General features: G+C 66.4%; 10 protein-coding genes. 7 read left to right on the top strand and 3 right to left on the bottom strand.

From position 1 onward, the window contains the following. Nucleotides 1–47: 47 nt before the first annotated feature. From OKW78_RS07125 to OKW78_RS07105, 5 genes are all read left to right on the top strand, one after another. Nucleotides 48–386: a cupin domain-containing protein gene (locus tag OKW78_RS07125; RefSeq protein WP_281194494.1), complete on the top strand. Its 339-nt coding sequence runs from the start codon at nt 48–50 to the stop codon at nt 384–386. Nucleotides 387–480: 94 nt separating this feature from the next. Next, nucleotides 481–1,449 carry a phosphoadenosine phosphosulfate reductase family protein gene (locus OKW78_RS07120; RefSeq protein WP_281194493.1) on the top strand — a complete coding sequence of 323 codons (969 nt, stop codon included), beginning with the start codon at nt 481–483 and terminating at the stop codon, nt 1,447–1,449. 109 nt (nt 1,450–1,558) lie between these two features. Then, on the top strand, nt 1,559–2,908 hold the full coding sequence (locus tag OKW78_RS07115) for an alkaline phosphatase family protein (protein ID WP_281194492.1): 1,350 nt from the start codon (nt 1,559–1,561) through the stop codon (nt 2,906–2,908). Between the two features lie 74 nt (nt 2,909–2,982). Beyond that, nucleotides 2,983–3,384, top strand: coding sequence for a DoxX family protein (locus OKW78_RS07110; protein WP_281194491.1), 402 nt, complete (start codon nt 2,983–2,985; stop codon nt 3,382–3,384). Nucleotides 3,385–3,584: 200 nt separating this feature from the next. Further along, nucleotides 3,585–3,893 (top strand): hypothetical protein, encoded by a 309-nt coding sequence (locus OKW78_RS07105; RefSeq protein WP_281194490.1) that lies wholly within the window; start codon nt 3,585–3,587, stop codon nt 3,891–3,893. A 24-nt stretch (nt 3,894–3,917) separates the two neighbouring features. On the opposite strand, the gene tmcA is transcribed toward OKW78_RS07105, so the two are convergent. Further along, nucleotides 3,918–6,191: a tRNA(Met) cytidine acetyltransferase TmcA gene (gene tmcA / locus OKW78_RS07100; protein WP_281194489.1), complete on the bottom strand. Its 2,274-nt coding sequence runs from the start codon at nt 6,189–6,191 to the stop codon at nt 3,918–3,920. 152 nt (nt 6,192–6,343) lie between these two features. On the opposite strand from tmcA, the gene OKW78_RS07095 reads away from it, so the two are divergent. Next, complete coding sequence (locus OKW78_RS07095; RefSeq protein WP_281194488.1) at nt 6,344–6,793, top strand: UPF0179 family protein; 450 nt, start codon at nt 6,344–6,346, stop codon at nt 6,791–6,793. 63 nt (nt 6,794–6,856) lie between these two features. Here the strand turns inward: OKW78_RS07095 and OKW78_RS07090 are convergent, their stop codons facing one another. Further along, nucleotides 6,857–7,582, bottom strand: a complete 726-nt coding sequence (locus OKW78_RS07090) for a nucleoside phosphorylase (RefSeq protein ID WP_281194487.1) — start codon at nt 7,580–7,582, stop codon at nt 6,857–6,859. Nucleotides 7,583–7,689: 107 nt separating this feature from the next. After that, a complete protein-coding gene (locus OKW78_RS07085; RefSeq protein WP_281194486.1) occupies nt 7,690–8,964 on the bottom strand; it encodes an ABC transporter substrate-binding protein in 1,275 nt (424 codons plus the stop codon). A 264-nt stretch (nt 8,965–9,228) separates the two neighbouring features. On the opposite strand from OKW78_RS07085, the gene OKW78_RS07080 reads away from it, so the two are divergent. After that, nucleotides 9,229–11,871 (top strand): hypothetical protein, encoded by a 2,643-nt coding sequence (locus tag OKW78_RS07080; RefSeq protein WP_281194485.1) that lies wholly within the window; start codon nt 9,229–9,231, stop codon nt 11,869–11,871. Nucleotides 11,872–11,890 lie beyond the last annotated feature (19 nt).

Here is an 11,890-nt window from a genome sequence, read left to right as displayed (position 1 = left end):
GCTCCCCGTCCCGCGTGTTTAAGTGACGGCGCGCCGCGGTGGGTCGTATGGACATCGTAGCCGACGACGAGGTCGAGTCGACCGAGGCGGTCCCGGGCGCCCACCTCACGCAGGGGGCGGCCGGCGAGGAGGCGAGCATCCAGCGCTTCTACATCGAGCCAGGCGCGGAGGTGCCGGAACACGACCATCCCCACGAGCAGGTCGGGACGGTCACGGCCGGCGCGCTCACCTTCATTGTCGACGGCGAGGAACGGACGGTCCACGCGGGCGACACGTTCGCGATCCCCGGGGGGGAGCCGCACGCGGCGGTCAACGAGGGAGACGTGCCGGTCGAGGGGTTCGACGTGTTCGCGCCGCCGCGGCCGAACCCCGACTGGGAGACGTGATCACTCGGCTCGTGGCCCGTGTGGCCCATGATCACGGTCGTTGACCGGGACGAAACACAAAGCCCTTTTCGATCGCACCCGGCATCGTAGGTGAATGAGCGACTTTCCCGAGGAGATCGACGTCGACTACGCGGACGGCGAGGGCGAGGACCCCGGCGACTACCCGTCGCTCCAGCACAAACTCGAGAAGGCCATCGAGGTCACTCGGCGCGGCCTCGAGCAGTACGACAACCCGGCGGTGATGTGGACCGGCGGGAAGGACTCGACGCTCACGCTGTACTTCATCAACGAGGTCGCGGAGCAGTTCGGCTACGAGAAGCCCACCGCGGTGTTCATCGACCACTACCAGCACTTCGACGAGATCACGGACTTCGTCGAGCACTGGGCCGACGAGTGGGACATCGACCTCGTGTACGCCCGAAACGAGGACGTCGGCGCGTACGTCGACGAGCACGGGCTCGAACCCGGTGACGACGTCCCGGTGGCCGAGCTCTCCGAGCACAACCAGCATCACGTACGGGAGATCCTCGAGTACGAGGAGGAGACGTTCCCGTTCCTCCTCGACACCTACGTGGGCAACCACCTGCTGAAGACGGTCGCGCTCAACGACGCTCTCGAGGAATACGGCATCGACGGCGTCATTTCGGGCGTGCGCTGGGACGAACAGGAGGCGCGCGCGGACGAGACGTTCTTCTCGCCGCGACACGACCCCGACCTCTTCCCGCCGCACGACCGGATCCAGCCCATCCTGCAGTTCGACGAGCGCGACGTGTGGGACGCGTTCTGGCAGGTCGTCGTCCCCGAGACGGTCGAGGGCTTCCCCGAGGAGGGGTACGTCCCGGAGTCCGCCGACGACCTCCCCGAGGGCGTCTCCCAGGAGGACGTGCCGATCTCGCCGAAGTACTTCGCCGGGTTCCGCTCGCTCGGCAGCGAAGTGAGCACGGAGAAGACCACCGGCGAGCCGGCCTGGCTCCAGGACCTCGAGAACACCACCGAGCGCGCGGGCCGCGCCCAGGACAAGGAGGACCTCATGGAGCGCCTGCGCGACCTCGGCTACATGTAGGACCGGAGGGCCGAGGAAGCCTTCCGACTTCTCACCGCTCGTCACAGATCGCCGCCGACCGTGCCGTCTCCGACGTGTTTTTCCACCGCCGGGTCGACCCTCCGGTAACATGGGCCTGTTCGACCGACTCCGCGGCGACGACGATCCCCACGTCGTCTTCCTCGGTATCGACGGCGTACCGTACGATCTCGTCGAGGACCATCCGGACGTCTTCGAGAACCTCCACCGCATCGCCGACGCGGGAACCGGCGGCCGGATATCGAGCATCGTCCCGCCCGAATCGAGCGCCTGCTGGCCCAGCCTCACGACCGGCTACAACCCCGGAAAGACCGGCGTGTACGGCTTCCAGGACCGCGAGATCGGCTCGGACGAGACGTACGTCCCGATGGGCAAACACGTCCGGGCGACCCGCGTGTGGGACCGCGTGACCGCGGACGGCGGCGACGCGACCGTGCTCAACGTCCCCGTGACGTTCCCGCCCCAGGGCGACGTCCAGCGGATGGTCTCCGGGTTCCTCTCGCCCTCCCTCGAGGCCGCCTCGAGCGACTCGTCGGTCCAGTCGGTCCTCGAGGAGCACGACTACCAGATCGACGTGGACGCCAAGCTCGGACACGACGAGGACAAGTCGGCGTTCCTGGAGAACGCCCACGACACCCTCGACGCCCGCTACGAGGTCTTCGACCACTACCTCTCCGCGGACGACTGGGACCTCTTCTTCGGCGTGTTCATGACGACCGACCGGGTCAACCACTTCCTCTACGGCGACTACGCGAACGACACCGACGACGCCGACGCGCTCCTCGAGTTCTATCGCGCGCTCGACGACTACATCGGCCGGATCTACGACGACCTCCCCGAGGACGTCTCGCTCGTGATCGCCTCCGACCACGGGTTCACGGAGCTGGTCCACGAGGTGAACTGTAACGAGTGGCTCGCCCGGAACGGCTACCTGGATTACGACACGGACGAGCCCGACGAACTCGCCGACGTCGGTGCCGACGCCGAGGTCTTCTCCTTCATTCCCGGCCGGTTCTTCGTCAACCTCGAGGGCCGGGAGCCGGACGGCGCGGTGCCCGAATCCGAGTACGAGGCGGTCCGCGACCGCCTGATCGAGGACCTGGAATCGATGACCGGACCGGACGGCTCGCCCGTCTGTGGGCAGATCCACAGAGGCGAGGAGGTCTTCGACGGCCCGGCCGCCGACATCGCGCCCGACGTGGTCGTCGTTCCCGAGGACGGCTTCGACCTGAAGTCCGGGTTCGGCCGAAAGGACGCGGTGTTCGCGGAAGGCCCCAGAAACGGGATGCACAAGTTCTCGAACGCGTGTCTGTTCACCGACGACGACCGGGTCGCGATCGACGACGTCGACCTCTTCGACCTGACGCCGACGCTCCTCGAGATGCTCGAGGTCGACGCCGACGACGCGGCGTTCGACGGCCGGAGCCTGGTGCGGTCGTAGTCCGTCCGAGCGGAGTCCGACCACGGTGGGAGGTCGACTGTAGAGTTTTGTACCTCGCGCGCGTCACGGGATCCATGAGCGAAGACTCACCGGAATCCGACACGAACGACTCGCTCTCGCGGCTCGGGCGGATCGCGCTCGGACTCGGACTCGCATTTCAGGCCTCCGAGGACTTCCGCGACATGGACGACACGATCGAGTACGCCGAGTCGGCCGGGGTTCCACTGCCCGAGATCGCGGCCCCGCTCGCCTCGGGGACGATGGTCGTTGCCGGACTCGGCATCGCGCTCTGGCGGCTCCCGCGGGTCGCGACCGGCGCGGCCGCCACCTTCCTCGCGGTCGTCACGGCCACGATGCACGACTTCTGGAACGCCGACGAGGACGACCGGAGCGGCGAGCGGCTGGCCTTCTTCGGGAACCTGGCGATGCTCGGCGGCGTGTTGGTCTTCCTCCGGCGGGCGTATCGCTCCGAGTGACTCGGGTCCCGGCGCGATCGTCCGCGACGAGCGCCCGCGTGAGCCGCGTTCGTCTCCCTCCACCAGTCATCGACCGTCGCCGCCTGCCGTCTGCCGCCCGCCGCCCGCCATCACCCGCCTGGCATCGCCCGCCGCCGCCCGTCGCGACCGTAGTTTTATTTCTACCCGGTGTGTGAAAACGAATACACACGGCATCGACCATGGATCACGACATCAGCGCCACGGAGCCGTCGTCGCTCGTATTCTCACACCAACGCCGCGTCGTCGCGGGGCTCGCCGACGACGCCGTCGAGACGGTGTCCGACCTCCGGCCACGCGGCCGCGCCGAGGAGATCGAGGCCGCGCTCCGTGAGACGCACCTCCCCGCCCTCGAGGAGGCGGGATACATCGAGTGGGACCGCGAGACCGGCGAGATCATGCCCGGCCCGAACTTCTCGGAGGCGGCCGACCACGTCTCGGATCTCCCGAGTCCGGTCCCCGAATCGGAAACCGAGGCGTCCGACGACTGACGGCTACGGATCGGGTACGGCCCCTCAGTCGACGAACCGATCGCGTTCCGCCAGCGCGAGGTCGGTCCCGTACCGTTCGACGAGCGGCTCGACGGCCGCACCCAGCGCGCGCATACACGACGCCGTCGAGACGTATCCCAGCTCCTCGGCGACCGCCTCCCACGGCCGTCCCTGTAACACCTTCCGGACGAGGAGCCGCTCCTCGCGGTCGTCGAGCCCGCCGTCCTCGCCGTCGCCCTCGGCGCCCTCTCCAACGAGTGCCGCGATCGCGAGGTCCCGGAACGCGCCGGGGGCGACGTCGTACATCCCCGGGCCGAACGACGCGGCGACGACGGCTCGCCACTCGTGGTAGGTGAGATCGACCGCCGTCGACGCCGGACAGGCCGCGAGAACGCCGCGAACCACGTCGGCGTCGACGTCGCGGTGGGCGTCCGAGAGCGCGTCGCGCTCGCGGCCCCGAAGGGCGACCGCGTGCCGGTCGAGCAGCGTCCTCCCGGCCTCGCCGTCGGGCCGGAGCATCACCGCGGAGTGCTCGCCGGAGGCGTCGTTGCGGGTCGTCGAGAGGTGGACGCTCCGGTAGCCCGCCCGTCGCCAGAACCGGAGGAGCCGCGGGGTCGCGCCGAACCCGACCGAGAAGTAGTCGACCTCCTCGGCGAACTCGTCGTGGACCCGCTCGAGCAGACGGGAGCCGAGTCCGCGGCCGCGGACGGCGTGGTGGACCGCGATCCGGACGGTCCGGAGCCCGCGGGGTTCGGCGGCGGACTCGTCGCGGAGCTGGCTCGTGAGCACGTCCGGCACCATGTTCCCGCGGACGCGCTCGCCCTCGTACATCCGTGCGCGCGTCCCCGGATCGAGCCCGCCCTCCCGAGCGCACAGCGCGACGGCGACGACGCGGTCGCCGGCGACGAGCGCGCGGGCGAGGAGGTTGGGCGCGTCGAGCAGCCGCGCGAGGTCGTTCGGTTCCGTCCGGTAGTGGGCGGCGACGAGCAGTCCGAACGCCTCGCCCAGCAGCGTCTCGTTCGCGAGCAGCTCGTCGGGGCTGAGAGCCCGATAGTCGACGTCGCCGACGGTCGTCCCCGCGACCGCCTCCGGTACCGCCGGGCGGGCGTCGAGCAGCAGCGCGCGGGCGACCCAGGACTCCACCGGGTCGTCGCGGGCGTACCGGATCGGCTCGTCGAGCCGAACGTCCCGGACGGCGAAGTCGCTCGCCGCGAGCCGGTCGCGGAAGCGAACCGAGAAGCCGCGGCCGGCTCCCTCGTAGCCGTGGACCGTCGTACAGAACGCGGCGGCCGGCGCGTCGAGGAACCCCTCCAGTAAGCGGACCGGGAGCGCCGCCGCCTCGTCGACGATGGCACAATCCGGCTCGTCGGGGAGTTCGGCCGCGACCGCGGGCGGCGCGAACCGGACGCGACCGCCGCCCGATGTCTCGATCGTCCGGTCGCCGTCCGGATCGGTGGCGACCCCGTCGACCACCTCCCGGGCGCGGGCGAACACCTCCGCCGCGTTGCGGAAGGCGGGGGCGGTGACCAACACGTCGTGCCCGGCGAGCGCGAGCGCGCCGGCGGCGAGCCCGGCGGCGCTCGACTTTCCGCGCCCGCGATCGGATTCGACCACCACGGCCGACCCCGACGTCGAAAGCGACTCCAGGACGCGGACCGCACGCGACTGGTCCGCGGTGAGACACGACCCGTACACCGTCTCGGGGAACGTCGCAGTCGCGGGGCGGCCCGGCGGCGAGCGCGAACTCGACGGCGGCGAACCGGTGAGCCCGTCGCGCTCGATCGCGATCCCCGTCCCGGTGGCTCCGGGTCCAGTCGCGTCCAGATCGACGACTGCGACGCCGGGGTGCGTCCGGATCGTCCCGACGAGTCGCCCACGGAACCGACCCGTCACGTCCGCGAGCGCGAACGGCGGAACCGCGAGCGACTCGTCGAAGCCGTCGCGCCGATCCGGCCACTCGTCGAGCGGAGGGGTCGAAAGGACCAACAGCCCGCCGCCGTCGACCGCGCCGGCGACCCGGCCCAGCGCGTTCGGGACGAACCGGTCATGACAGTCGAGGACGACGACCTCGCGCGTGCGGCCGAGGAGTTCGTCCGCGTCCCGCGGCGCGAGCCGCTCGAACCGAAACCCCTCGCGGGTGGAGACGATCGAGACCGTCTCCTCGTCGACGTCGAGCGCCTCGATGGCGTCGTAGGCGGCGTCGATTCCGCGGTCGCGGTCGCCGGCGAGCACGAGGAGCCGCCGCTGGTTCGCCCGTTCCGCCTCGCGTTTCAGGTCCCTCGCCAGCTCCGCGATCATTCGGTGGGCCTTCTCGGGCGGAGGGGATGTGTGTTGTCTTCGGCGGTCGCCGGAGCGGGACGCGGACCGACGTGACCTCACGGAGCAGACGCGGACCGGCCCGGTTTCCACGAGGCGGGACGCTTACGACGCCGGGGGACCTCCGTCCGGGTATGACCACGGTCACGCTCATCGGCTCGCGGCTCGCGGACACGGGCCGCGAGTTCGTCTACGAGGGGGAGTCGCCCGACTGTGCGGGGTGTCCCTACCGGAGCCAGTGTCTCAACCTCTCGGTCGGGACGCGGTATCGGGTCACGGACGTCCGGGAGAACGCCCAGACGCTCGACTGCGCGGTCCACGACGCCGGGGTCCGCGCGGTCGAGGTCGAGCCCGCGCCCGTCCCCGCGAACGTGCCGTCGAAGGGGGCGTACGCCGGCAGCCGGGCGTCGCTTGCGGGGCCGTGTCCCCACACCGAGTGTCCGAGCCACGAGTACTGCGTCCCCGACGGGGCGGACTTCGACGAGGAGCGACGCATCGATCGGGTGCTCGGCGACCCGCCGCACGACTACTGCGCGCTCGACCGGGAGCTGACGCTCGTGGAGTTCAAAGCCGAAGAGGAATGAGGCCGACGCCCGCGACGGCCCGATCCCCGCGACGGCCCGATCCCTGCCACCGCTCGATCCTCCCTACAGCCCGACGACGGCATCGAGCGTGATCCGGATCGCGCGCTCGACGTTGTCCTTCGCCTTCTCGGGGAGCTCGTCGTCGGAGTCCGCGCCCTTCTGGGTGCCCGCGACGAGGTTGCCGTCGACCGTACAGATCGCGCCCGCGGAGAGCCCCTTCCGCCGGGCGAGCGAGAAGACGGTCGCGGCCTCCATCTCGATCGCGAGCAGGTTCGCCGCCTCCCAGTCGTCGACGAAGTCGTCGCTCTCGTTGTAGAAGGCGTCGTCGGAGACGATGGGGCCGACGTGGACCTCCTCGTCGTTCGCCTCCGCACCGTCGACGAGCGCGGAGAGGACCTCGTAGTCGGGAACCGCCGGATATTCCTCCGACTCGTAGCGCTTGCTCGTCCCCTCCTCCTTGGCCGCGCCGGTCGCCACGACCATGTCGCCGACCTCCATGTCGGCCTGGAGTGCCCCGCAGGTGCCACAGCGGACGAACGTCTCGACGCCGACCCGCGAGAGCTCCTCGACGGCGATGGCCGCGGAGGGACAGCCGATCCCGGTCGAACAGATCGTGAGGTCGGTCCCCTCGTAGCTCGCGTTGACGACCTTGTACTCGCGGTTCTCGGCGACGAGTTCGCCGTCGTCACAGAGATCCGCGATCCGGTCGACTCGGCCGGGGTCGCCGGGGATGATCGCGGTCTCGTGGACGTCGCCCTCCTCCACCAGCAGATGCGGCTGTTTCGACATACGAGCGTCTCCATCGGCCGCGCGCAAAAACGACCCGGTACTCGGCGGCGGTTCGACCGGGGCGCCGGGGCGGCCGGTGACCTCCCGACCCCCGACCCCGCGGCGTCTCAGAACTCCCCGTTGACGACGTCCGCGACACGCTGGCGATCGAACAGCTGGTCGTCGCCGGTAACGGGGCCGAACTCGTCCGGGTACAGCTGCTTCGCGGCCCGTTCGGTCAGGAAGAGGTTCTGGATCGGGCCCTGATAGAGGAAACCGCCGCGGTACACGCGACCGTTCCGAACGGCAGTGAGTTCACCTCCCACGGGGTGGTCCTCCATGTACGCGAGGACGGTGTCCCGGAACTCCGTCGGCGACTTGCGCTCGTGTCCGCGGACGAGGATCACGTCGGGATCCACCTCGAGGAGGTTCTCGTAGTCGAGTTCCCCGCGGTTCGTGGTGCTGAGGTTCTCCACGTCCGTCCCCGCGAGCGCGTCCGAGACGCCCAGGTCCAGCCACTGCTTCTTGCTCGTTCCCTTATCGAGCAGGCGGTACGGCGAGAACGTCTCCGGCTCGTCGGTTCCCTCGAAGGTCAGGAACACGTCGGGCCGCTCCTCCGTCGGCGGGAGCCGTGCTTGTACGTCGGCGATGAACGTCTCGTGGAGTTCGGCGAACGCCTCGAACCGCTCCCGTTCCCGGAACGCGTCGGCGACCCGTTCGAACGCCTCGTACAGCGTGTAGTACCGGTAGTCGTGCCACCCGTCCGACCGTCGGAAGATCAGGTTCCCGAAGAACGGGGCGACGTTGTCGCGGATCTCCGAGACGTCGTCCTCTCTCCAGTCGAACCAGTTGACGAGCATTTGAGGGTCGTACAGGTGGAGATCGGCGTCGATCTCGTAGAACTCCTCTTTGGTCCTGACTTCGGGATGTGCCTCGACCGGGCTTCGGTCGACGTCGACCCCGGGAAGCTCGTCGTAGACGTAGGTGTAGTACCGGCCGGCGTGGCCGATCCCGGCCAGTCCGTCGCCCTTTCCGAGCGCGACGGCCATGTCCGCGAAGTCGCCGGTGTACGCGATCCACCGCTCCGGGACCGCCTCGAAGCTCACCTCGCCGACGGGTTCGATGGAGGCGGTGTACGGGAACTCGTCGGATGCCTCATCGTCGGCTGACTCCTCAGGGGCATCCGGGTCGGCCGATCCGACTTCCGCGTTACCGTCGCCGACGTCATCGTCCCCGAGACAGCCGGCGAGCAGTCCGCCGCCCACGACCGCCCCGCCGTATCTCACGTACTCCCGTCGCGTTCGTTCGCTTCGCTCGCTCCCCCGGCGACCTCCCGCTCGCTGGCGTTCGCGGGAGTTCCGTCGCGTCGGTGCCTGCGTTTCGTCGATGTCGTCTCTCGACATGTGTTTTAGGCCAGCCTAACAATATAAGTCAGTTCCGGACTTTAGGTTGACCTAAATATTTGTGATGCGTCATGACGTGGACGGGGAGTCCGGGGGGTCGGCTACGGACCGTCGCGCGATCGGATCGTGATTTGCTATACCGACATGTCGTGTATAGCCGCGAAGATCGAGGATCGATGAAGTACAAGAAAGTGTGAGATAACGGTTATCGCGCGTGAGACGCGGCAGCGGGAATTTATATGCGTTCGCGACCCAACACAGGCAATGAGTTTCAGTCACGACCGTCGGGGCCAGTCGGTCGTGGTGGGGACGGTGATCCTCTTCGGCTTCCTGATCCTCGCGATGGCGACGTATCAGGTCCAGTTCGTCCCCATGGAGAACGAGGAGATCGAGTTCGAACACAGCCAGCAGGTCGAGGGGGAGTTCCTCGACCTGCGGAACGCGATACTTCAGGCCGGGTCGACCGGGTCCGCACAGTCGAAACGAATACAGCTCGGAACGCGCTATCCACAGCGGACGTTCTTCCTGAATCCGCCGCCGGCGTCGGGAACGCTCGAAACGACGGAGGCGAGGGAGATCCGGTTCGAGAACGTGAGCGTTGAGGGCGGAGAGAACGTGGAGGCGTATTGGGGCAACAACGACCTCACGTTCAACACGAGTTCGATACAGTATCGACCCGACTATAACGAGTACCGCGGTGCTCCGAGGTTAACGTACGAACACTCCGCGATCGCCGGGGAGTTCGATAACGAGGCCGTCCTGCTACGGTCGAGTCAGACGGTCGTCCGGGGTGACGATCCGGGTAATCGGAGCCTTTCGTTGACGATGCTCTCCGGCGACGTCTCCGAGAACGGTGTCGAACCCGCAAGTATCGACTTTCAGACGGTCTCACAGGGAAGCCGAACGGTCACGGTTTCGGGCGGCTCGGACGGGTGGCTCGTGTTACCCACGGCGGTTGAGAACGAGACCAAACTCGCCGAGAGATGGGACCAACGGACACCCGTCACTGTGGAACCCGTCCCTGCTGAAAATGCGATCAGGATCGAACTTGACGGGACGTATCCGCTTCGACTCTCCGCGGTCTCGATGGACGGGAGTGAACAGACGGGACCGGCCTACATCGTGCGGACTACCGGACGGAACACGACCGTCGATGAAAGTGTTGGAGTGGAAGTACGCGATAGGTACAACAACCCCGTTTCAGGGGTGACAGTCGCCTCCGATGGCCCCGAACGCGTGACTAACGAGGATGGTCAGGCATTCTTCGAACCAGATGCCTCGGGCATGTTCGAGGCGTCGATCAACGGTGGTGGCGAATCATACGAGGTCGTCGACTTCGACGTGACCGAGACGGGCGGAGGTGGAGACGCAAACCGCACGTTCAGCACACGATGGGACTCGGCATCAACCACCGTCGTGGAGAATCGAAGCCGCTCGCTAAACGTGACGGTCTCGGATCGGGAAAGCGGGAACCCGATCACGAACGCGACGATCGACTACTCGATCTCACCGGACTCCCCGAACGGTTCTCTCTCGAAACTGACCGAATCAGTCCACAGTGGGACTGATTCGGTCACGTTTGAGGCAGGAAGTGCTCATGAGGGTGAATCACTCGGCGTGTACGCGTCCGCCGGAGACGACGTTGGCCGCACCGAGCTTACGGTCATCGGTGGAACCGTCGATCTTCAAGACGAGATCTTCGAGAACGATAGCAATTTCACCGTCGATCACGAGCTCACGAACCTCGATTCGGGATATCTCGTCGTCGAGAATGAGGACACTGGCGGTACGTACGAGGACACCATCGGTGACGGAAGCACGACCGTCGATGCTGCCGATGTCGGCGGCATCAACGATGGTGACACGATCAATTCGACGCTATACGACAACGAAGATGATCTCCGTTTTCTAGATGGAAATGACGTTACCGTTCGTTCAGAAGGAACTGGAGGCCTCCCAGCCAATTCAGTTGCGTATGCTGACGCTAATAATAACGGACAATATGACTCTGGAGAAACAGAATATACAGCCTCTGAACTACAAAACTTCGACGAGCCTGTCGATCTTGTGGTGGCACGAGACGTGACAACAAATGAGTACGACGTTAGTGCGAACTCGATCACGATTCAGGATGGGGTTCTACTGAACACCGACGGTGGGGGTAACGAAGCGATATCGCTCACGGCTACGCAGGGACTTGTGCGGATCGCTGGGCAGATTGGCCGTAACTCGTACAGTGCAGTAACAATTGAAGGCCCGAGCATAGACTTGTCGGGAGGCGAAATCAGATCCGGTGGTGGTATCCAGATAACCACGAACGGAGGCCAGTTGATCCTTGAAGATTCGGTAGTGGATGCGACGAGCGGACAGGGTCAACAGATCACGCTGGAATCAGCAGGTGCGCTCATGGGAACTAACGCAAACATTGTCGCATCTGGCTCGGTCACCGTTTCATCTGGCAACGCCGAGGACATAACATTCGACGGAGCGACTATCGACACCACTTCGGGTAGTAATCCTAGCGTCTCCATAACGTCGGCAGGGGCGTTTTCAGGCATCGGCGTAGATGTGATCACCGATGGTGGTAGCGTAACGATCGAATCTGAAGACGGCAACGTCGATCTTAACGATGGGGTGATCGATGTGAGCGCAGGAGGTGTTAACGCGGATGTCACGTTGACAACCTCAAATGAGCTGTATCTCGAACGCTCGCAGATCGTCGGGGACCGGTTCAGCGATTTCATCGGAAACAGGGAGAACAATGGTCAAAATGTGTACGTCCAGGATGCGATCTTCGAACGGGCGAACGGCGATCCGAAGGACTTTGATGTCGATCCGGGCAGTCGAAACGGTCCGAATCCACCAACTAATGTGAACGGAACGCCGCAAAAGGGGACAGTCATCTAAACACGACAATCGACGTAAT

This window comes from Halorubrum sp. F4 (genome assembly GCF_027257195.1).
In the GTDB taxonomy this organism is placed as follows: domain Archaea; phylum Halobacteriota; class Halobacteria; order Halobacteriales; family Haloferacaceae; genus Halorubrum.
This window is presented reverse-complemented; position numbering and strand designations above follow the sequence as displayed.

Bases quoted from the DNA above. Each gene is read 5' to 3' on its own strand.
- OKW78_RS07125 (WP_281194494.1), top strand. From the start codon at position 48: ATGGACATCGTAGCCGACGACGAGGTCGAGTCGACCGAGGCGGTCCCG.
- OKW78_RS07120 (WP_281194493.1), top strand. From the start codon at position 481: ATGAGCGACTTTCCCGAGGAGATCGACGTCGACTACGCGGACGGCGAG.
- OKW78_RS07115 (WP_281194492.1), top strand. From the start codon at position 1,559: ATGGGCCTGTTCGACCGACTCCGCGGCGACGACGATCCCCACGTCGTC.
- OKW78_RS07110 (WP_281194491.1), top strand. From the start codon at position 2,983: ATGAGCGAAGACTCACCGGAATCCGACACGAACGACTCGCTCTCGCGG.
- OKW78_RS07105 (WP_281194490.1), top strand. From the start codon at position 3,585: ATGGATCACGACATCAGCGCCACGGAGCCGTCGTCGCTCGTATTCTCA.
- tmcA (WP_281194489.1), bottom strand. From the start codon at position 6,191: ATGATCGCGGAGCTGGCGAGGGACCTGAAACGCGAGGCGGAACGGGCG.
- OKW78_RS07095 (WP_281194488.1), top strand. From the start codon at position 6,344: ATGACCACGGTCACGCTCATCGGCTCGCGGCTCGCGGACACGGGCCGC.
- OKW78_RS07090 (WP_281194487.1), bottom strand. From the start codon at position 7,582: ATGTCGAAACAGCCGCATCTGCTGGTGGAGGAGGGCGACGTCCACGAG.
- OKW78_RS07085 (WP_281194486.1), bottom strand. From the start codon at position 8,964: ATGTCGAGAGACGACATCGACGAAACGCAGGCACCGACGCGACGGAAC.
- OKW78_RS07080 (WP_281194485.1), top strand. From the start codon at position 9,229: ATGAGTTTCAGTCACGACCGTCGGGGCCAGTCGGTCGTGGTGGGGACG.